The 21,238-nt window shown below is 68.0% G+C and carries 15 protein-coding genes; 10 read left to right on the forward strand and 5 right to left on the reverse strand.

Annotation, left to right across the window (positions count from 1 at the left end; translation table 11 throughout):
• The first annotated feature begins 150 nt into the window (after window positions 1-150).
• From ACIA49_RS35520 to hypB, 10 genes are read left to right on the forward strand one after another with little or no spacing between them, the layout of a single operon-like run.
• On the forward strand, window positions 151-1,380 hold the full coding sequence (locus ACIA49_RS35520) for a neprosin family prolyl endopeptidase (protein WP_396382577.1): 1,230 nt from the start codon (window positions 151-153) through the stop codon (window positions 1,378-1,380).
• A gap of 19 nt (window positions 1,381-1,399) precedes the next feature.
• On the forward strand, window positions 1,400-1,621 hold the full coding sequence (locus tag ACIA49_RS35525) for a hypothetical protein (RefSeq protein WP_396382579.1): 222 nt from the start codon (window positions 1,400-1,402) through the stop codon (window positions 1,619-1,621).
• Between the two features lie 42 nt (window positions 1,622-1,663).
• Window positions 1,664-4,006, forward strand: a complete 2,343-nt coding sequence (locus ACIA49_RS35530) for a hypothetical protein (RefSeq protein WP_396382580.1) — start codon at window positions 1,664-1,666, stop codon at window positions 4,004-4,006.
• 8 nt (window positions 4,007-4,014) lie between these two features.
• A complete protein-coding gene (locus ACIA49_RS35535) occupies window positions 4,015-6,018 on the forward strand; it encodes a hypothetical protein (RefSeq protein WP_396382581.1) in 2,004 nt (667 codons plus the stop codon).
• Between the two features lie 28 nt (window positions 6,019-6,046).
• The gene (locus tag ACIA49_RS35540) at window positions 6,047-8,236 is read left to right on the forward strand and encodes a hypothetical protein (protein ID WP_396382583.1); all 2,190 of its coding nucleotides are present in this window, start codon (window positions 6,047-6,049) and stop codon (window positions 8,234-8,236) included.
• Window positions 8,237-8,245: 9 nt separating this feature from the next.
• Window positions 8,246-10,507, forward strand: coding sequence for a hypothetical protein (locus ACIA49_RS35545; RefSeq protein ID WP_396382585.1), 2,262 nt, complete (start codon window positions 8,246-8,248; stop codon window positions 10,505-10,507).
• 20 nt (window positions 10,508-10,527) lie between these two features.
• Window positions 10,528-13,656 carry a hypothetical protein gene (locus tag ACIA49_RS35550; RefSeq protein WP_396382586.1) on the forward strand — a complete coding sequence of 1,043 codons (3,129 nt, stop codon included), beginning with the start codon at window positions 10,528-10,530 and terminating at the stop codon, window positions 13,654-13,656.
• On the forward strand, window positions 13,653-14,579 hold the full coding sequence (locus tag ACIA49_RS35555) for a hypothetical protein (RefSeq protein ID WP_396382587.1): 927 nt from the start codon (window positions 13,653-13,655) through the stop codon (window positions 14,577-14,579). Before ACIA49_RS35550 ends, ACIA49_RS35555 begins: the two co-directional genes overlap by 4 nt.
• Before the next feature lie 44 nt (window positions 14,580-14,623).
• Window positions 14,624-14,953 carry a hydrogenase maturation nickel metallochaperone HypA gene (locus tag ACIA49_RS35560; protein WP_396382588.1) on the forward strand — a complete coding sequence of 110 codons (330 nt, stop codon included), beginning with the start codon at window positions 14,624-14,626 and terminating at the stop codon, window positions 14,951-14,953.
• A gap of 1 nt (window position 14,954) precedes the next feature.
• Complete coding sequence (gene hypB / locus ACIA49_RS35565) at window positions 14,955-15,758, forward strand: hydrogenase nickel incorporation protein HypB (RefSeq protein WP_396382590.1); 804 nt, start codon at window positions 14,955-14,957, stop codon at window positions 15,756-15,758.
• A gap of 4 nt (window positions 15,759-15,762) precedes the next feature.
• On the opposite strand, the gene hypE is transcribed toward hypB, so the two are convergent.
• The 5 genes from hypE to ACIA49_RS35590 all read right to left on the reverse strand — a co-directional run bounded on the left by hypE (window position 15,763) and on the right by ACIA49_RS35590 (window position 21,203).
• Window positions 15,763-16,845 (reverse strand): hydrogenase expression/formation protein HypE, encoded by a 1,083-nt coding sequence (gene hypE, locus ACIA49_RS35570; RefSeq protein ID WP_396382592.1) that lies wholly within the window; start codon window positions 16,843-16,845, stop codon window positions 15,763-15,765.
• Window positions 16,838-17,962, reverse strand: coding sequence for a hydrogenase formation protein HypD (gene hypD / locus ACIA49_RS35575; protein ID WP_396382594.1), 1,125 nt, complete (start codon window positions 17,960-17,962; stop codon window positions 16,838-16,840). The genes hypE and hypD overlap by 8 nt, the downstream gene beginning before the upstream one ends.
• Window positions 17,959-18,243: a HypC/HybG/HupF family hydrogenase formation chaperone gene (locus ACIA49_RS35580; RefSeq protein WP_396382595.1), complete on the reverse strand. Its 285-nt coding sequence runs from the start codon at window positions 18,241-18,243 to the stop codon at window positions 17,959-17,961. Before ACIA49_RS35580 ends, hypD begins: the two co-directional genes overlap by 4 nt.
• Window positions 18,244-18,260: 17 nt before the next feature.
• On the reverse strand, window positions 18,261-20,522 hold the full coding sequence (gene hypF / locus ACIA49_RS35585; RefSeq protein WP_396382596.1) for a carbamoyltransferase HypF: 2,262 nt from the start codon (window positions 20,520-20,522) through the stop codon (window positions 18,261-18,263).
• Window positions 20,523-20,696: 174 nt separating this feature from the next.
• Window positions 20,697-21,203: a helix-turn-helix domain-containing protein gene (locus ACIA49_RS35590; protein WP_396382598.1), complete on the reverse strand. Its 507-nt coding sequence runs from the start codon at window positions 21,201-21,203 to the stop codon at window positions 20,697-20,699.
• Window positions 21,204-21,238 lie beyond the last annotated feature (35 nt).

The raw sequence follows: 21,238 nt of genomic DNA on the forward strand, positions 1-21,238 counted from the left end.
GTGCCCTTTCGGGCCCTTTCGGGTGATTCATACAAATCGTTGCTTGAACTATTCCGGCCCCTTTCCACCGCCTTGACGCGCCCGGTGCCGGGGAGGAGGATCGCTGAATGAGTGAATCCTGAGGGGGGCTCACTCGGGGGAGGATTTGTCATGGATATCGGCGTCATCGAACGCAATCCAGCAGCAAAACCGGCGAAGGCGGGAAGTGGCCGGTTCGGGCTGGCCGGCCCCGAGGCGGACGACGATCCGGTCGCCGCCGCCGAGCGGCTGGAAGAGATCCGTCAGTACCATCTCGACGTCTACGCCAAGCGGGACGTCATCACGCAGACCACCACCGCGGCCGGCGACCATGTCGACTGGGTGCCCGCGGCATCGCAGACCGACGGAGCTCCGGCCGGGCCGCCACCGCTGAAGGAGACGGACCACGATCCGGAGCGCCCCGCCGTACCGGCTGCCCGTGGGCTGTTCGCGCTGGCCGACGAGCAAGGACCGCCGGAGTGCGTCCCGGTCCTGCGCAAGGACGTCGACAAGCTGCGGCCGGTCGGCACGCTGCAGGATTACCTTGCCAAGGGCCCCTATCGGCGTGAGTTCACGCCGCCGGACAACCCGCACCCGCCGGCGATCGGCGCGGCCCACAAGTACGCCCACGCGTACCAGTTCGTGAACAACTACGGCACCGAGGGCTACATCAACACCTGGAAGCCCTACGTGCAGTGGTCCAACGAGTTCTCGCTCGGTCAGCTCTGGACCGTCCGCGGCAGTGGCGCGGCCCTGCAGACCCTTGAGGTCGGAGCCCAGACCTACAAGGACATCTACGGCGACTGGGAGCCGCACCTGTTCCTCTACTACACGACCAACGCCTACTCCCAGAGCGGGGACAACCTCGGCGGCTACAACACCGACGTCAAAGGCTGGGTCCAGGTCGGCACCTCCTCGTTCCCCGGTATGCGGGTGGCCGAGAGTGTCGCCGGTGGCGACCAGTACGACCTGCTGATCAAGGTCCAGCTGTACCAGGGCAACTGGTGGGTCCGGATCGGCGGCGAGTGGATGGGCTACTACCCGGCGAGCCTCTACAACGACACCGGTCTGCGCTCGATGGCCGACCGGGTCGACTGGGGTGGCGAGATCGTCGACGACGCGGACAACCACCCGGAACCGACCAGCACCCGGATGGGCAGCGGGGCCTTCCCCGCCGCGGGCTGGGGCAACGCGGCGTACATGCGCAACCTCCAGTACCAAAGCGACGAGGGCGGTACGATGATCGGGCTCCAGGGCGTGCCGCAGGTGACCAACGCCGCGGCGTACGACATCACCACCGACTTCACCGGCACCACCGGCTGGGGCTCCAACTTCTACTGGGGCGGACCTGGAGGCGTGTGACGTGACGGCAGGGGACGACTTGCCTCTGGTTCTGCCCTCGGCACCCGACGACGAGTACGAGTGCGTGCTGGCCGATCCCGAGGCCGCCCGGGCCCCGTCGGCACCCGAGCCCGGCGAGTCGAAATGCCCGCCGGGCTACGTTCCACGGCTCAAGCGGCGTCCGTCGTACCGGCTGCAGGGCAAGGAAGTCCTGCCCGACCAGCCACCTGAACAGAATCCGGCTCCGCCGCCCAGCGGCTGAACGGGGCCACCGGCAACCAACCTGACCGAGGGGGACAGGGCGATGCCAGGAGCTGAACCAGGGCGATTCTCCCGCCTGAGCGCGAATCTGGAGACCATGCGCCGGATGGGGCCGCTCCGGCCCGGCGTTCCACGCTCGCAGATCACCGTCCCGATCAGCCCCGATGGACGGGTCGACGACACGGTCCTGTTCGAGGACCCTGCCGACCCCGCGAAGGTCTACTACCTCCCCCGCTACCGGCTCCGCGTCACGCCGGCCACGGGCCACTACGAGATCACCACGTCGCTCGTGGACGGACGCTGGCGGATGACGTTCGGGCTGGAGAGCTTCGCAGCACCGGAGATCGCGCGGGCCGATGCACTGATCCTGCCGCACGACCTCACGGTCAGCGTGTCGTCGGCCGGAGAGTTGGCGCGCGACTACCCGGTCGCCGAGGTCACACCAGGGTTCGGCACCACACAGAACCGGCCCGAAGTCGTTCTGCTGCTGACGTTGCCGGAACGCGACGCCCTGCTGCGCGCCTTCCTCCGCGACGAGGAGAACGCCCGATTGGTGGTCCATCGCGCCATCACCGTCGCGGTCCGGGCCGCCGCGGTGCGGCCGCGTCCGGACGTGATCTTCGTGGCTCAGCCCGATCAACTCGGGACGCACGTGGTCCTGCCGGACTTGGTCATCAACGCCCTGCCGAGTCCGATCCCCGAACAGTTTCAGCCCGTTCCGATCCCGGACCCGGATCCGGATCGACCGGATCCCCGCCCCGAAGAGCTGGAGCGACTGATCGAGCGGCACCGCGACGAGCGCGTCGTGGAGCGCGTCGACGATCACGTCGGGGAGGCCGTGCAGCTCGAGGGGCAGGGCCGGCAAGTCATCCGGGACGCCGTCCAGCTGAACCAGGTGAACTTCCGTCAGCGGCTCGCGGTCGACCGGTCCTTCCAGCGCCTGCTGGTCCAGCCGGAGGTACCGGCCGCTCCCCTGCTCCGCGCAACCCTGCGCCGTCCCGACATTGGCGTGTTGTCGGACGGGGACGGTCCGTTCTCGGAGGTCTTCAGACGCAGACACTTCCCCGGCCGCTTTCCCGTTCCAGATGAGCCTGACCCAGTCCCGGTACCCGAGCCCGAGCCCCGGTTCGTCCTGGTCAGCAACACGCAGGACATCGCCCTGCAGCTCCGGTTCGACATCGAAGCCCATCCGTATCTGTTCCCGTCCGGGCAGCCGCCGGCCACCAAGGGATTCACCACGCTGGTCGTGCCATGGCCGGCCGACGGACCCTCGTCCCGCAACCACGTCTACTTCCAGGATCAGAACGCCGGCAACGTCTTCTACTTCCTGCCTGACGTCTTCCTGATCGGCCAGCGCGAGGAAGCGCCGTACGGGCCGGAACTGTCCTTCACCGTCGGCCGCTCCATCGATGCCCAGACCAACGCCGAGCGGGCGCTGGCGCTGATGGGCGTCCACCTCGTTCCCCAGACCTCGCCGGCCCGGCTGTTCGCCGCAGCGGCCGAGCTCGCCAAGCACATCCCCGGTGGCGGTGTTGCGGAGCTACGACCCGCCGTTCATCAGGCGACCTGCACGCTCGACCTTCCTGGTGGTGCGATCACCACCCATGCGGCTCCGGATCTGGTCCGCGGCTGGTGGGTCTCCGAGAGCTTCGACTTCGACGCGCTGCGCGACGTGTATGCCGTCCTCACCACGAGCGGTCCTGGCGCCGTACTGCGTGGACGCGTCGACGTCAGCGTGGACGACGACAAGCACCAGGTGCCCGTCGAGCTGCGGCTGGACAGGCCCGCCGTACCGCCGTTGTCCTGGACCGAGAAGCCCGGAGCCGACGGATCCATCACGGTCACCCTGCTCAACGTCGGCGAGGTCGACCTGGCCGTCCCGGTACTACCGGCTTGGACCGACGGGCTTCCCGCCGCCGTATCCGGAGCGCTGCCTGCCAAGCTCACTGCTGGTACGACGCTCGACCTCACCGTCACGCCTGCCCAACCGGGCGGGACCGACGTGACGCTCGACGTCAGCGGCGTCCGCGTCATCGTGGACCCGGAGAAGGCCGTCAGCCAGACCCTCGACCGCCGCGTCGAACGCCTTCCCCGAGTGATCAAGCTCATCACCACCGCCGGCGGTCTCGGCACCTCGGGCGATCCGGAACGCGACCTGTCGTGGATCGGCATCCAGTTCGAGGGCGTGGCCAGTGCTGTCGTCATCGATCACACGACCTTGCAGTCCGACGTCGCCGTGCCGGTCCCGCTCCTGGATTGGTTGCTCAACCGTGGACTCGGGTCGTTCCGCTTCCGGCAGACCCTCGTGCACGTCTCGGGACGCAGCACCCAGGACACCGACTGGCGCTCCACCGACAGCAACCTGCTGGCGCTGCCGCAACCCTAGGAGGAGCCATGTTCACGGGACTTCCGGACTTCGGCCAGGCCCACAGGTCGGGTGTTGCCGAGGGGTATGTCGCTTTCGAGCAGCCCGGCGTGTTGTCCGTCGTACCGGCTTCGCTGAACGCGGAGCCACTGCAGGTCGACGAGTATCTGCAGGAGCGCGACGACCGCATCGAGCAGTTCACCCTGGTCACCGCCGGCTTCACCTTCGACACCGCGATGGACACCACCAGCCGGGTTCCTGGGCAACCAGAGTTGAGGGCTCGGCCCGCTCCGCTGGGCGAGGGGTGGGTCCGGCTGGTCGCCCCGGCCGATCTCGACCTGCCGGCCGACGTACTGGCCGCACAATCTTGTGACGCCACGGCCGGAGAAGTATTGCCGACGCTGGTTCGCCTCGACGGTGTCGCCGGCGAGCTGTTGACCGGCAGCCTGCGGGCTGGGCTGCGCACGCTCGGCGCCGTCGTCCTCGTGACTGTTCGTGGGGTCGCTGCCCGGTGCCCGGGCACATTGACCGTGGACGTCGACGCTCTGGCGCAAGGGATCGGGATCTCGCCGGTCCGCCCAGAGGACCTCCGCGACCGGATCCGTGCCGGGCTGCCTGGCATCAAGGTCAGCAACGGCCCGGACGATGACGAGCTGTTGACCGCGGCGGTGATGGACCGCCTCGTGACGCGGCTGGCCGCGCCGGTGTTCGTCGATGACACGGAGGCCGGTTGGCAGTTCCCCGACGTCCGGCCAGGAACCTTCACCTGGGAGCTGAGCGAGCCCGTGATGGCCACTCGGCTACTGCGTCTGACCTGTGATCCGATCCTCGGCGAAGGCGGGGCCGAAGGCATTCGCCGCCACGAGGTGCGGCCGCTGACCGACGGCCGCGAACAAGTGACTGTGTACAGCACGCTGCCCGCGATGCCGGCCGGTCTGGTTGCGGCCACAGTTCGCCTCACCGCTCCCCCGGTTCCGCCGGCACGCCCGTTCGCAGCCGAGGCCAACGCCACTTTGTTGCCCCCGGCACCGGCTTTGGCGACCCTGCAGCTCGCGTCCGGCGAGGCGCTCTCCTACGACCTCGAAGGCTCCGCAGTCCTCGAAACCGACCGGGTGCCTAGGACCGTCAGTGGAGAAGGTCGCCAGGTGACAGGCGATTCCACTCCCGTAGTCACCCCGGCCGATCTCGGCGTACGGCTGATCTCTGTCTTCGCCACCGACGACCTGCTCGAGCTCGCTGACGTGACGGTGTCCACTCGCGCCACCCGGCTCACCCGGGATCCGTCGGTCTTCGTCAGCCAGACGTCACTGTCGGCGGCGCAGAGCCGAGCCTGGCTCGCTGTTCCACGAAATGCCTTCGAGGTGATCATCGAGGCCACGGCGACCACTCGCGGCGCTGCTTCCCGCAGTACGCGACAATTGTTGCCTGACGCCCCCATCTGGCTCGACCTGTTCTCGTTCACCGACCCGCCGTGGGCGGCGCCCGACGAGCAACCGCAGGTGGTCGAGGCCGACGGCCTGCGCGCCGTCGGTCTGAAGGACGAGCCGGACTGGCGCTTCCTGCCGCTGACGGCAGGCCCTGCGGTGAGCCCGGGCAGCGCACCGCAGCTGTCGCTGATCGAGGCCGGCGGAGTGGCGATGCTCATGGTCACCACTTCGTTGCTGGTCACCGATGCCGCCCAGGAAGCGGTGCGGCAGCTGTGTCTGGCGGCTGGAGCCGCTGCTGACGTCCGCCTCTCCCCCGCGCCGTTCGAGGTCGAGGGCGCGGCCGAACTCGTCGTACTGCGCGACGGGCAACTGACGACCCTGGCCGCGGCGGGGACGTCCAACACCATCACGCAGGAAGCCTCGTTCAGTACGGCGCTCACCGGGGCCGACCTTGCCACTGTCAAGCGAGCGCTGTCCGGTGCGACCGGACTGCTCGCCGTTCGCTACTTGCTCAGGGTCGCGGTCTCCGGACCGCTGGCGCTGGCCCTGGCCGGGGGACCCGGCCCCGTGCTCGTCGTCACCGACGCCGGCACCTGGCGGCACTGAACCACATCCAGGGGGAGAGGACCTTCCAATGCTCAAGCTCGACAACGTCCGCACACTCGAGAACCACCAGGTCCACGGCGACGACGACCCGGCCCGCTCGCACGTCTTCTACCTGCTCCCCCGGTTCCCCCGGATCGGGCGCCTCGAGAACGGCGGGCTGGCGCTGCGGTTCGTCGAGTACGACGCCATCCGGGTCGCCGGGGAGAGCCAGTTCGGCGGGTTCGTCGCCTTCGACACCGATCTCAGCGTGCTCCCGGAGACCGAGGACAAGATCCGGCAGAAGCTGCAGGAGGAGGTCAACAACCGGATGGGCGGCAACGGCCCGAAGGTGGAGCTGCAGACCGTCCCCTGGCTCAAGGGCGCGGTCCGCCTGGTCCTGCAGCAGGACGGCAAGATCGTCGAGAAGATCTCCGGATCGACCAGCCCGTCGCTCACCGGCGAGAACACCGCCTGCTTCTTCCTCGAACTCTCGGTCCTCGGTACGGCCATCTTCAAGGAGACCCTCAGCAAGGGATCGTCGTCGGCGATCCAGGTGCTGTACGACCTCGACCACTACTGCCGGCTGCCCGAGGCGAAGGCCTGGGGCACCTGGCATGCGGACGCGTTCTACTCCTTCTGGCAGGACGTCGACATCGAGGACAATTTCTGGAGCGAGGACAGCTACACCGAGGTCACCAAGAGCGAGCGCTACCAGCACGAGGTGACCGAGACCCACTTCCAGCCCGTCGACGACCCGAACCTCACACCGGACCAGCGCGTCCAGTTCGACGCCTGGGTCCACGAGCTGATCACCAAGCAGCTCGAGGCCGGCGTCCAGCGCAACCTGCTCCAGGCGTTCCAGGCCGTCGACCCCAACGTCAAGCAGCTGACCGAGGACCAGGACTTCGAGAACGTCCACCGCGAGGTCTCCAACAACCAGATCAGCGACGTCCGGGTCGAGTGGACCGAGGCCAAGGCGATCATCCGGACCATCCACCCGAACGGCAGCCTGCCGACCGTGACGAGTCTCAAGAACGCCGACGGGCAGCAGCTGAAGTGGGAGGACTACTACTCCAAGGTCAGCGTCGACGAGTTCCTCCGCTCGCTCCGGCTCAGCATCCGCGTCGACGCCGATTTCGCGGCGTACGGGATCACGCTCGTCGAGGTCAAGGTGCGCTACCCGCACGGCGACAACGCCAAGACCGTCGAGGCCACCTTCGGCAAGGACGACGTCGGCAAACCGCAGAAGGCGGAGTTCATCGTCGCCGACAAGATCCGCAAGTTCTTCTGGTCGTACACGGTGCAGTTCGAGGGCGACACCCCGGCGTGGACCTCGGCCGAGCAGGAGGACGACGGCACCGACCTCAACGTCAAGCTCAGCAACCTGCCAGTGCTGAAGCTTGACATCGTGAACGGTGACATCAACTTCGAGCAGGTCAGCCGGGCCCGCGTCCGGGTCCGCTACGAGGGCGGCGCCCACCCGATCGAACGGTTCTTCAACTTCACCAAGGACGGCGAGGAGCACAAACTGCTGGAGGTGATCGGCAAGCCCCGCACCGGCGACGTCAGCTACCAGACCACCTACACGATGAAGGGCGACGGCCGCGAGATCACCGGCCCCGAGCTCACCACCGACGCCGACATCATCTCGATCGACGACCCCTTCCGGGCGCTCAAGACGGTCACCTTCGTGGCCGTCGGCGACCTGCAGGCCGACATCGCCGACATCTCCGTGCAGGCGACGTACACCGAACCGGACAACGACTACCAGCAGACGTTCGGCGTGAACCTGAGCGGAACCGGCAAGACGTTCGAGACCTGGACCTTCCCGACCATCGACGAGGCCAAGGGCACGCTGTCGTACCAGGCGACGATCGGGCACCAGGACGGCACCAGCGAGGACGTCGACGTGAGCGACGCCAAGGGCACCAACTTCAAGCTCGGCCGGACCTTCGCGGACAAGCTCGACGTCCGGATCGTCCCCGAACTGCTCGACTGGACGAAGCTCAAGCTGGTCAACATCTCGCTGCGCTACGAGCACAGCGTCCCGCCCAAGACCGACGACTTCCTGTTCCGGTCCGGCGACACCACCAAGCAGACCTGGACGGTGTTCCTGCCGACAGGTTCCCCGGCCACCTACTCCTACACCGCCACCTACTTCCTGCTCGACGGCACCCGGAAGACCGAGGAGCTGAAGGACGTCACGGCCGAGTCCGTCTTCCTCGAGATCCCGGCCTGAGGCCGCGCCATGTTGCTGCTCGACTCACGCTGCGCCGTCCTGGACGGCATCTCGATCTTCCCCGACCACGTCGACCCGCTGCAGTGGTACTACCTGCCGACCCAGCCGCACCTGACGGTCCTCGACGGTACGCCGATGTTCCAGCTGATCGGATTCCGCGGCAGCAAGCAGGGCGGGCTGCTCTCGTTCGACTGCAACGTCGGTCTCGAGCAGGCCCGCATCGACGCCCTCAAGCAGCGGATCCGGTCCCAGTTCGACCTCGACGACGATCCCCGGCTCGCCCCGGTGCCGCTGGAGGACGGCACCGTGCACCTGATCATCATGGGCACGGACACCTCGGCACCGGCTCCTCCCGACGGGGAGCCGGTGCCCGATCCGCAGTTCGTGGTGAAGGCGGTCCACAACGCCAAACCCTCGCTGTACAACGAGAACCAGGCCTCGTTCTCGGTCCTGCTCGACGAGCCGGGCTACGCACTGGTCCGGGCCACGCTGGATGCCGCGATCCTGCCGATCGCCGTCGTCTACTCGCTGGACTACCTCGCGCTGCGGCCGGCGTACCAGGTGACGTTGACGATCGACTGGGACCGGGTGCAGAAGCATCTCGACGAGTCCTTCGGCACCAAGGCGTGGATCTTCTCGGCCGACATCTCCAAGGTGGTCGACGAGCTGGACGAGTCCAAGGCGATCGACCTGCGCGCCGACACGTTCGTTGCCGAGGACACCGAAGGGGTGATCGATCGCCGCGATGCCGCCCTCGCGCAGGTGAAGGCGATGATCACCACAGCCTTCTTCGAGCCGAGTCTGCCGCCATGGACGCCGGAGAAGCCGTCGGACTGGGAGCGGGCGTTGAAGGCGATCGGCGACTTCGCCACCCAGCAGGCCGCCTGGGCAGCGGGCGGTCCCGCGGTCCAGAACCAGCCGGTGACCTTCAGCTACAAGAAGACCGACTACACCCGGATCGATCGCAAGCACCTCAACGTCAACTTCTCCGAGCGCACCACGGTCCGGCGCTCGATCTATCCGCAGGGCCACCTCGCCTCGCTGTTCGCGGCGATCGCCGCGTCGCCCGAGCTGCTCGGGCGACTGGTGCGGGAGGTCCAGCCGAGCGAGTTCTTCGCCCGGCGCAAGCTCCAGGCGTACTACCGGCCGAACCGCGGCGCGCCATACATCGACAGCATCGAGGTCCGAGCCCAGTACGGCGGCATCGTGCGCAACGGGCTGCTCGCGCCCGACACGTGGAGCACGAGCTTCGAGTGGATGAGTGACCTCGACGATGCCGGGGTCATGCGGCCGGAGGTCGACTACTCCTACAAGGTGCGGTTCAAGGACGTCGACACCTCGGAGCGCCCGGGTGAACTGAGCAGCGGTCACGAGACCGCCCTCGCCGAGACGGCGTCGCTGCTGCCCGAGGACGACGTGTTCATGATCAGGTCCGTGAGCCTGGTGGCCGAGCGGATCCCCTGGAAGCGGTTCGACTCGGTCGAGGTCCACCTGCGGCATCGCGACGAGCCGCACAAGATCGACGAGCAGGAGGTGTTCCGGCTCACCGAGAAGGCACCGACCGCCGGTTGGCCGATGTTCGTGGTCGACCGGGACAAGACGTCGTACGAGGTGCGCACTGTGATGCGGGCTGTCGACGGCAACGACGTCGACAGCGGCTGGGCGATCAGCGACGAGCCAGAGGTCGCTGTCCGCAACCCGTTCCGGGCCCGGACGTTCAGCGTGCTCGCGAGCGTGTCGTGGGACGAGATCCGGGACGTGTTCGTCGACGTGCGCTACGCCGACCCCGACAACGACGTACTGATCGAGGACACCCTGCATCTGAGCCGCGGGGTGGACGCGCCGCCGTTCGTCGTCGACCTGCGCGACCCGACCCGGACAGCCATCGAGTACACGGTCACCTTCAGCTATGTCGACGGCCGGGTGAAGCAGCTTCCGCCTTCGGTGACCTACGAACCGCGGATCATCGTCGATCCCAAGATGCACGGGCACCGAGTCGTCGAGGTCCGCCCTCCCCACGACTGGAAGGCGCGCGGCGTCGAGAAGATCTCCCTGGAGCTGCGCTTCGAGGACTTCGTCGAGAACCTGAACAGCGCCGCCCTGCTCGAGCTCGACGGACCGGACAGCCGGGCCCGGTTCGAGTTCGACTACGCCGACGCCACCCGGAACCGCTACGAGTGGAAGTCGGTCGTCCTGTTCAGGAACGGCCTGCGACACCTCACGAACTGGACGGCGTCGGCCGACCCCGTTCTGACGCCCCGGCTCCCGTAGCCGGCGATCGGAGAACGACGATGCTCAGCCTCGAGAAGCCCATGGTGGTGGACGGCATCACCGTCTACCGCGACCATGCCGACCCCAGCCGGTTCTGGTACCTGCCCGGCCGGGTCGCCCTGGCCCACCGCAGCGACGGCGCGCCCGCACTGTCCCTCCTGACCTACCGGCCGGCCGAGGCCGGCGGGGTCTCGAAGGGCGGCGGCTACATGATGTTCGAGAGCACTCTCGAGTTGCCCAAGGCAACTCTTCGCAAGATCGAGTCCAAGGTGAGCTCGGAGCCGGGAACCGTCCTTCCGGTCACCATCTCTCCCCCGCCGTTCGAGGAGGGCACGGTGCAATGCATCGCGCTCGACCTGCAAGGCTCCGGCGGTACGACGGCCACGGCGCCCCCGGCTGGCTCGTTCCGGGCGACCGAACAGATTCTCGGCGCCACCGTGCCGACCATGGACGCAGCCAACCGGGCAGCCTTCAACCTCGTGCTCAGTCAGGAGGGAGCGATCATCATGGAGCAGGCCCTCAAGGTGGGCCTGACACCCGTCGGAGTCGTGTATTCGCTGCAGTACCTGGCCTTGCGGCCGACCCTCGACGTCACGATCACGGCGCGGCTCGACCAGGTGTACACGGCGCTGACGGCCGGCATCGAGGGTCAGTACATGTACTTCAAGGTCGGTCTGGAGGCCGCACTGGAGTGGCTGCACTCCACGGGCGTGATCGACATCAAAGTGAACAGGTTCACCGACGACGCCGACCAGAAGGAGCAGGAGAAGTGGGCCCTCCAGCTCTTCACCGACCACCTGCTCGGCGACTGGTTCAAGCCCACCCTCTCCCCCGGCAAACTGCCCGCCGGGACGACGCCTACGCCTACGCCTACGCCGACCCCCACGCCGACGCCGACTCCGACGCCCAATCCAACACCGAACCCGACTCCAACACCGAACCCAACTCCGACGCCCAACCCGAACCCCGGCCCGAACCCCGCGCCCGCTCCCAGCCCGAACCCGACTCCGGCCGGGCCTGCCAAGCCGGCACCGCCTCCCGGCGGGAACCCGCAACCCAATCCCGGGCCACCGCCGGTCGTCGCCGCAGCTCAACCCAGTGGTGGCGTCACGGTCGCGATTCCCGAGGCGCCGATGCCGGCCGCCGTACTGCAGCAGGAGTCGAGCTCACCGAACCCACTGCCGGCCGGGCTGGCGGTAACGCACACGGCGTCGACCGCGGGCAGCACCGAGACGCTCCGGATCGCCGGTGCCGGTGCACACGTTCGTCTGGCCGGGCAAGACACGCCGCTGGCAGCAGACGGCACGGTCACGCGCGTCGTGAACCCGGGCGACTCGGTCCGCGTCGACGTCAGCTGGGATCAACCCGGCGCCGGCGAGATCTTCTGCCTGTACTTCGACATGGACAAGCCCGCCGTGAACGGCTGGTCCACCCAGCCTCCGAACGCCGAATTCCGTGCGTACGTGGAGAACACGACCACCGACCCGCGCTTCCGATCGGCGACCGGCATCCAGCAGATGCAGGGCGACGGCGCCTGGACCGGTCCCGAACAGGGTGCCGACCGGCTGGCCCGATGGATCGCTCAGTTGCCACCACCCCGGCAGGTCGAGGTGCGCGGCTACGCGAGCCACGAGCACACGAGTCCGGAGGCCGATCCCGTCCGGGCCGCCTACAACCTGCGGCTCTCCCAGCGTCGGCTCGATGTGGCGCTTGCCCTGGTACGGCGAGCCGGCGGCGACCCCGTTGTCCAGCAGGCACTCGGTGACACCGTGGCCGCGGCGCGACCGGGTAGTCACGGTCCCTTCGGCGGCGATCCGGACAACAGGGTCGCGCAGATCCAGCTCCACGGCGCTCCCACCGGACCAGCCTGGACCGGCACCCTCCAACGCGCAGCCGCGCCCGCACCCAACCCCGGCCCGAACCCGGGTCCCAACCCCGCGCCGAATCCCAACCCGGGTCCGAATCCAGGGCCGAACCCCGCGCCCAATCCCAACCCGGGACCGAACCCCAACCCGACTCCGACTCCCACGCCGAACCCGACCCCGGGGCCCAACCCCGCACCCAATCCGAACCCCGGGCAGACCCAGCTGCCGACGCTGGCGGCGTTCAAGCTCCGCTTCGTCCGGCAGGAGGAGCGCCGCGAACTCACCCTGCACTACCAACGCACCGAAGCGGTCCGCAAAACCCTGGCCCCGCAGGGATTCGTCGGTCTGCTCGCCGGTGACCTGGACGCCGCGGAGAAGGTCGTCACGCTGATCGACCTCGACCACAAGTTCTTCCGCCAGCTGGACGTCACCGCCCGGATGCCCGGCGACATCAGCGATCTCGGCCTGACCGAGGCCCAGCTGTCCATTGACTACGGGCCGGCCAGCCACATCCGTCACGGCGACCTGGTGTTCACGCCGCAGCAGACCGCCGCGCAGACGTTCACCACGTTCCTCGACGACAAGCTGACCCTCTCGTACGACGCCCGCCTGGACCTCACGTTCGACGCGACCACCGGCTGGGAAGGTGACGCGCTGCGGTACTCGATCCCGCTCCCGGGGTCGACCGACCGCGACATCGTCATCAACCCGTACGAGCACCTCGACCTGCGAACGATCCGCATCGAACCGGGTGACATCGACTGGGACGTGGTCGACCTGATCGACGTACAACTGAAAGCGACCGGGTACGGCGATCGCGACCTGCGGCATCTGGTGACGCTGCGCCGCGACAGCGCGAATCAGGTCTGGCGGCTGCGCGGAGCACTTCCGGCGCCGGCGGATCGCAAGATCACGGTCGCCTTCGTCCAAACGCTCAACGACGGCACGGTCGATCGCACCGAAGCCATCCCGGTCGAGGACTCGCTGGTCCGGGTCGACGATCTCTTCACCGACGCGTTGAACCTGGTCCTCGTTCCGTCGTTCCCGGCCGCCGGGGTGGACCGCGTCATCATCGACATCGAGTACCACGACAAGCCACACAAGTACGACCGCGTGCTGCGCCACGAACTACCCGGAACCACCACTGAGCCGTTGCGCCTACGCATCCCGCTCCGCGATCCGGCCCTCCGCGAGTACAGCGTGCGCTTCACCTTCACCGGTCCGGCCGGCTTCGACCAACGCGCCTTCGTGAAGACGACGGAGGAGGTGATCGCGATCCGATGAGCGCCCCCGCGGTGCACAGAGCCTTCGGTCGGTTACGCACCATCCGGACCACGGATGCCGATGCGGCCGAGGACGCCGTACTGCAGGCGCTCCGCCCGCTCGCCAGCTCAACCTGGCCGGAGATCGCCTGGCGGTACGGCGTACTGACCGCCACCGGCTATCCGGTCGAACTGGCGTGGGCGTCACGCGACCTGGCCCTGCGATGGACGTGCGAGGTCGCGGGTCCGGAGGTCCCCGAGGCTGACCGGCTCGCGATCGCGGAGAAGCTTGCGCTGAACCTCACAGGAGCACAGCTAGACCTGGCGCGCTGGGGTGAGCTGCAATCGGGCCGGCCTTTGCGCTGGGGTGCATGGTTGGGGCTGCGGCAGCTCGACAACGCGCAGCGGGCCAAGGTCTACCTCGAACTTCCGGCCGGCAAAGTCGCGGCTGGCCCGTGGTCCGAAGCCTGCGCGCAGTTGGCCGCACGGATCGGCAACGTGACGTGGCGGATGGCCGGCATCAACGACGACGGCTCGGTCGAGCTCTACGCACGGACGCCCGAGCTGACCTGGCCCAACCTCACCGCGGCCGCCAGCCTCATCGATGCCGAGGGCAACCTCTCCTCCCTGGTCCGCGACCTGATCGAGCGCAACGGCGCGGCGCCACCACGACCGTCCGGGCTCAGTCTGGTCCTGGATCCGTCCGGCACGCCCATCGCGGTGACCTGGTTCGCCATCGCGAAGCTGATCTGGCCCAACGACACCGCAGTCCAGGCGGCTGTCCTGAGAACAACAGAGCTCCTGAACCCCGCACCAGGCTCGGTCGAGCTGTACCGAACCCTGGCCTCCGGCCCGGACGACGGCCGCTGGCGCCACGGCATGGTCGGCATCGGAGTCGACCGAGCCGGTGGCACCTGGCTCCAGACCGGCCTCCGCCCAACCTGAACCACTGCTTGCCGGGGGTGGGGATCGGGCTTACCGTCGCAAGGGTGCATGAGCTCGCCATCACGGAGAGCATGGTCGAGGCGATCGTCGCGAAGGTCGGCGACGGAGCGGTCGATGTGGTGCGCCTGGAGATCGGCCGGTTGTCGGGGCTGGTGAGCGACTCGGTGCGGTTCTGCTTCGAGATCGTGGCCGCCGGCACCGGGCTGGAGGGGGCGCGGCTGGACATCGACGAGCCGCCCGGGCGGGCGTACTGTCGAGAGTGCGGTGAGGAGTTCGCCCTCGACGAACCGATCATGCTGTGCCCGTGCGGTAGTGCGAATCTTGACATTCTCAGTGGCCGGCAGCTGCGAATCATCTCGGTGGAGGTGCGATGACATGTGCAGCACCTGTGGTTGCGGGCAGCCCGGCGACGGCGGGACCCGGCTGACCGTCGTCCACGACCATCATCATGATCACGATGACGCGGGTCATGGGCACGGCCATGGACACGGACACGGACACGGCGTCGAGGTGGAGCTGGAAGCCGATCCGGCGCAGACCCGGACCGTCCTGCTGGAGCAGGAGATCCTGGCCAAGAACGACGGACTCGCGGCCGCGAACCGGCATCGGTTGCAGGAGCGGGGCATCGCCGCCATCAACCTGATGAGCTCGCCGGGTTCCGGCAAGACGACGCTGCTCGAGCACACGATCGCGGCGATCGGCTCGCGGCGCCAGGCCCTGGTGATCGAGGGCGACCAGGAGACCCTGTACGACGCTGAGCGAATCCGCGCGACCGGTACCAAGGTCGTGCAAATCAATACCGGCGCGGGCTGTCATCTCGACGCGCAGATGATGAGCGCCGGACTGGCCGAGCTCGCGCCGCCGGACGGATCGCTGGTCTTCGTCGAGAACGTCGGGAACCTCGTCTGCCCGGCGCTGTTCGATCTGGGCGAGGCGGCGCGCGTGGTGATCATCTCGGTCACCGAAGGCGCCGACAAGCCGGCGAAGTACCCGTACATGTTCCGGACGGCCGATCTCGTGCTGCTGAACAAGATCGACCTGCTCCCGTACGTCGATTTCGACGTGGACCTCTGTCTGCGGCTGATCGGGCAGCTCAAGCCCGGCGCCCGCATCCTGCAGGTCTCGGCGACCAAGGGCACCGGGATGGACGCTTGGTACGACTGGCTCGACCAGCTCTGAGCCCTCAGCAGATCCGCGGGAGTTGTTCTCCGATCGGGGTATCGACGACGCGCGTGGCGCCGAAAGTGGTTCGGGTGGTGACCATGCCTGGATGGTTGGCCACGCAGGTGCCGATGACGGCGGCGTCGGCACCCAACGGGTGAGCTCGCATCGCAGCGAGTACGGCGTCCGCGTCCCCGGCGTCCACGATGGCCAACAGCTTGCCCTCGTTGGCGACGTACAGAGGGTCCAGGCCGAGGAACGAGCACGCGTTGGCGACCGCTTCGGGGATCGGCAGGTCGCTCTCGACGAGTTCGATGCCGACACCGGCCGCCTTGGCGATCTCGTTGAGCGAGGTCGCCACTCCCCCACGCGTCGGATCGCGGAGAACATGAACATCCTGTACGGCGTCCAGCATCGCACCGACCAGCCCGTTGAGTGGGGCGCAGTCGCTGACCACCTCGGTGCCGAACGAGATCCCCTCGCGCACACTCATGATCGCGATGCCGTGGACCCCGATCATCCCGCTGATGATCACCACGTCGCCGACCGCCGCACGCTGCGGGCGGATGTCCACACCGTCGCGAACCAGCCCGATCCCGGCCGTGTTGATGTAGACGCCGTCACCGTGCCCGGAGTCGACCACCTTGGTGTCGCCGGTCGCGATCACCACGCCGGCCCGCTCGGCCGCCGTACCGAGGTCCTTGGCGATCCGGCCGACGACCGACAGCTCGACGCCTTCGGTGAGGATGAATCCACACGACAGGTACGCCGGTTGTGCACCCGACATCGCCAGGTCGTTGACCGTGCCGTTGACGGCCAGATCGCCGATGCTGCCACCGGGGAAGAACAAGGGCTGGACGACGAACGAGTCCGTCGAGAACGCGATCCGCGCGCCGCCCAGGGTCACCACTGCCGAATCCGTCAACCCCGCCAGCAGCGGATTCGAGAACGCCGGGACGAACAGATGCTCGATCAGCTCAGCCGACAGCTGCCCGCCGCCCCCGTGACCCATCACGATCGTCTGGTGATCGCGTAATGGCAGCGGGCAGGTCCAGCCGTCGAAGTTCGGAACCACCGGATCCGGAAGCATCACCTGCTCAGCCAACGGAACTCACCGCCCCGGCAGCAGCGGGTGTGTCGAGACGGCGGTAGAGGTAGTACGCGGCGCAGGCGCCCTCGCTGGAGACCATCGTCGCGCCGAGCGGGTTGCGCGGCGTACAGAGCGTCCCGAACGCCGAGCACTCGTGCGGCTTGATGTGACCCTGCAGGACCTCGCCGCTACGGCAGATCGTCGACTCCTCGGTCCTGATGTCGCGCACCGAGAACCGGTACTCCGCGTCGTACTCGCGATACTTCGGTGCCAGCCGCCAGCCGCTCCGCGGGATGGTTCCGATCCCCCGCCAGGCCCGGTCGGTGGTCTCGAAGACGTCGGCGAGCATCTCCTGTGCGACCAGGTTGCCCTCGTCGGCGACCGCTCGCCGGTAGGCGTTCTCGACGTAGTGCTCACCGCGCTCCAGTTGCGTGACGGTGCGCAGGATGCCGGCCAGGATGTCGAGCGGCTCGAAACCGGTGACGACGATCGGAACCTCGTATTTCGCCGCGAGCGCGGGATACTCCGAGACACCCATCACGCTGCACACGTGGCCGGCCGCGAGGAACGCCTGGACGCGGCAGTTGGGCGACTCCATGATCGCCGCGATCGCCGGTGGGACCTTCACGTGCGAGACGAGCAGGCTGAAGTTCTGGAGCTGCTGCCGTTTGGCCTGGTAGACCGTCATCGCGTTCGGCGGCGCGGTCGTCTCGAAGCCGATGCCGAAGAAGACGACCTGGCGGTCCGGGTTGTCCTTGGCGATCTTGAGCGCGTCCAGCGGTGAGTAGACGACCCGGACGTCGCCGCCTTCGCTCTTGATCCGGAACAGGTCGCGGCCGCTGCCCGGCACCCGCAGCATGTCACCGAAGGAGCAGAAGATGACGCCCGGCTGGGAGGCGATCTCGAGGGCCTTGTCGATGATCTCCAGCGGCGTCACACAGACCGGGCAGCCCGGGCCGTGGATCATCTCGACGCCGTCCGGCAGCAACTGGTCGATCCCGTGCCGGACGATCGTGTGCGTCTGCCCGCCGCAGACCTCCATCATCGCCCAGGGCCGGGTGACGGTGGAACGGATCTGGTCGACCAGCTTCCGGGCGAGCTCAGGATCGCTGAACTCGGCGAGATACTTCATGACATCGTCTCCTCTGTTCCCGGTGGGCGCCGCTCCCCGGCCTGCCGGGCCGCGATCCCCCACTGATCACCGAACTCCTCCTCGAGCGCGCCGAGCGACCGGTACAGCTCGAGCGACTGCATGGCCGACTCCTCGTCCAGCCGCTGCAGAGCGAACCCGACGTGGACGATCGTGTACTCCCCCACCTGCAGGTCCGGCAGGTACGCCAGACAGACGTCCTTGATCACGCCACCGAAGTCGACCTTCCCCATCCGGGTGTCGTCCTCCTCGCGGATCTCCACCACTCTCCCGGGGACCGCTAGACACATAGCCCTTGCTCCTTCCGTTGCGGGAGACGGGCCGCGACGGCCAGCTGCCCGAGTGCGAGACCGGCATCCGTCGGCGGAACCCGCCGATGCCGCAACACCACGAAGCCGGCCGCCGCCAGCCGCCGACTACTTGCTTCCAGCAACAACTTGTTCACGAACACCCCGCCGGACAACGCGACAGTGCTGATGCCGCGCTCGGCCCTGATCCGCTCCGCTGTCCGCACCATCAGGTCGGCCACCCCGAGGTGGAACCGCAGGCTGATGACTCCCACGTCGACCCCGGCCAGCACATCCCGTACGACGGCGTGCAGCAGCTCGGCCGGTTCCTCGAACTCGAAGTGATAGGGGGTGCCATCCCCTGTGGCGGCACCCTCCAGCTCGATGGCGGCCTGTGCCTCGTACCCGGCTCGATGGCAGATCCCGGCCAGCGACGAGACCGCGTCGAAGAGCCTGCCCATGCTCGACGTCGGTGCGCAGGCCAGGTTGCGAACCAGCTGGGCGTTGAGCAGCCCGCGTTCGTCCTCGGAGCAGGCTTGTACGGCGGGAAGCCCAGCCCCCCAAGGAATCCCAGCCGCGAACAGATGAGCCAACGCCATCCGGCACGGGTTCTGCACACCGGCATCGCCACCAGGAAGCGGGACATAGCCAAGATGGGTCCACCGCTCGAAGGACTCATAGCTGGTGAGCAGCACCTCCCCGCCCCAGACAGCACCGTCGTCGCCGTAGCCCGTGCCGTCGAAAGCGAAGCCGATGACAGGTGGTCCGACATAGGCATGCTCGGCCAGCACCGACGCCAGATGAGCGTGATGATGCTGTACGCCGATGACCGGGCGACCCGCCGCGTGCAGCTGCGCCCACTGCCGAGACCGGTACGACGGGTGCTTGTCGACCACGAGCAGCTCTGGACGGACCCCCGTGAGCACCTCCAGATGCTCCTCGGCCTTGGCAAAGGCATCGAGCGTGGCCAGGTCATCCATGTCGCCCACATGACCGGACAGCCAGGCGTAACGACCCTCACCCAGGCAGAAGGTGTTCTTCAGGTCTCCGCCGACCGCGAGCGCGGGACGAACCGGCGTCGCCAGATTGATCGGGTACGGCGCATAACCGCGCGAGCGTCGTACCGGCAACTCGGCACCGTCGGCGACGCGAACCACCGAGTCTTCGCACGGGACGTGGATCGGGCGGTCGTGGCCGAGCCACCCGTCGGCCAGTGCGGCAAGCCGCTCGAATGCCTCTGCGTCGTCCACGACGATCGGCTCACCCGACACATTGCCACTGGTCATCACGAGGACCGTGGGACCGGGCTGGTCGAACAGCAGCCGATGCAGCGGCGTGTACGGCAGCATCACCCCGAGATCCGGGTTGCCTGGGGCAACCAAGAGGGAGACAGCTGTGCACGCGGTTCGGCGCAGCAACACGATCGGGCGCTGATACCCGGTCAGCAACGCCTCTTCTGCCGCCGAGATCTGCGCGATGCATCGTGCCGTCGCCAGATCGGCCGCCATCACAGCGAACGGCTTGCCGCCCCGATCCTTCCGCTTGCGCAAGGTGGCGACCGCGTCCGGATCCGACGCGTCGCACACCAAGTGGAAGCCACCGATCCCTTTGACAGCGAGGATCGCGCCGGACATCAGCAGCTGATGAGCCGCCGCCAACCCGTCCTCGCCGGACAAGGGCGGAGCACCGGCTTGGGTGAAGGTCAGTCGCGGACCGCAGGAAGGACAGGCGATCGGCTGCGCATGGAAGCGGCGGTCGCCGGGATCGGCGTACTCGGCCGCACAGTCGGGGCAGAGCGGGAAGCCGGCCATCGTGGTGGCCGGCCGGTCATAGGGGAGGCCGGTGATGATTGTGAAGCGCGGTCCGCAGTTGGTGCAGGTGATGAACGGATGCCGGTAGCGCCGGTCGGCCGGGTCGCCGAACTCTGCCCAGCAATCGGTGCAGGTGGCGACATCCGGCGAGACGAGAGTGCGACCGGCACCGGCGATGGAGTCCTGAATGACGAAGGCAGTCCCGCCCCGTGCCGGCAACTCCGCGCGTTCGACCGCCTCCACCACGGCCAGTGGCGGAGCATCCGTCCCGACCCGGGCGCCGAACGCGAGCACGGCCGCGGGCGATCCCTCGACCTCCACGATCACGCCGGAGGCGTCGTTGCAGACCTGACCCGACAACCCCAGCTCCCGGGCGAGGGCGTAGACGAACGGCCGGAAGCCGACACCCTGGACCACCCCGGATACCGTGAACCGGACGCGCACGCGGGAGACCGAAACGGCCGTGACACCCACCACCAGTGGATTGATTTGTCAGGTACGGCATCGTACGGGCCGATCGCGAATGGCGAATTCGGTCATGAACGGACTCTTCGCAGCCTAAACCCGAATCCGGCCGGCCACCAGAGTCGGGAAATACGGGACCCGAAACAATGGAATTCAATCACCGGGCGCGGCGCCGAAGATGGCGTGCACGCGACGGAGATCGCGGAGCCGGGGTTCGGTGACGCCACTCAACCACCGGCTGACGGTCCGCACCGAGACACCGATCCGCTGCGCCGCGGCCTGCTGGGAAAGCCCCTGACGACGCAGTACGGCGGTCAGCCACTCGGCGAACGGTTCATCACCGACGCGTGGCGTCGTCCCCAACCGCCGACTCGCTGCCCCGTGCAGGACCTCCACCTCAACGCCGTCGGGGAAGAGCCGCACCGTCACGTCGAAGGCAGCATCACCGGGTCCGGCCGCGGCGAGCAGGGCGCTGGTGATCGCGTCGTACAGCGCTCGGCTCTCGACCGGCTCGAGCTCGACCGGCTCCAGCGCCTCCCGGACGAACAGCTCGGCATCCGGAAGTGCGCCCGGCCGGGCCGGGAAGGTATGGCTGACGACTACCACCGGCGAGACGAACAAGCCGCCGTCGGCGCCGTCCGGCAGGGGAAGGTCGGACATCTCGGCACGGGCTCTCAGAATGCGTCGGTGGTCCA

This window comes from Kribbella sp. NPDC051587 (assembly GCF_044453945.1).
Lineage (GTDB): Bacteria > Actinomycetota > Actinomycetes > Propionibacteriales > Kribbellaceae > Kribbella.

Excerpts from the sequence above, each read along its gene's own strand:
- ACIA49_RS35530 (WP_396382580.1), top strand. The coding sequence starts at position 1,664 with ATGCCAGGAGCTGAACCAGGGCGATTCTCCCGCCTGAGCGCGAATCTG.
- ACIA49_RS35550 (WP_396382586.1), top strand. The coding sequence starts at position 10,528 with ATGCTCAGCCTCGAGAAGCCCATGGTGGTGGACGGCATCACCGTCTAC.
- ACIA49_RS35555 (WP_396382587.1), top strand. The coding sequence starts at position 13,653 with ATGAGCGCCCCCGCGGTGCACAGAGCCTTCGGTCGGTTACGCACCATC.
- ACIA49_RS35520 (WP_396382577.1), top strand. The coding sequence starts at position 151 with ATGGATATCGGCGTCATCGAACGCAATCCAGCAGCAAAACCGGCGAAG.
- hypD (WP_396382594.1), bottom strand. The coding sequence starts at position 17,962 with ATGAAGTATCTCGCCGAGTTCAGCGATCCTGAGCTCGCCCGGAAGCTG.
- ACIA49_RS35545 (WP_396382585.1), top strand. The coding sequence starts at position 8,246 with ATGTTGCTGCTCGACTCACGCTGCGCCGTCCTGGACGGCATCTCGATC.
- hypB (WP_396382590.1), top strand. The coding sequence starts at position 14,955 with ATGTGCAGCACCTGTGGTTGCGGGCAGCCCGGCGACGGCGGGACCCGG.
- ACIA49_RS35540 (WP_396382583.1), top strand. The coding sequence starts at position 6,047 with ATGCTCAAGCTCGACAACGTCCGCACACTCGAGAACCACCAGGTCCAC.
- ACIA49_RS35535 (WP_396382581.1), top strand. The coding sequence starts at position 4,015 with ATGTTCACGGGACTTCCGGACTTCGGCCAGGCCCACAGGTCGGGTGTT.
- ACIA49_RS35590 (WP_396382598.1), bottom strand. The coding sequence starts at position 21,203 with ATGTCCGACCTTCCCCTGCCGGACGGCGCCGACGGCGGCTTGTTCGTC.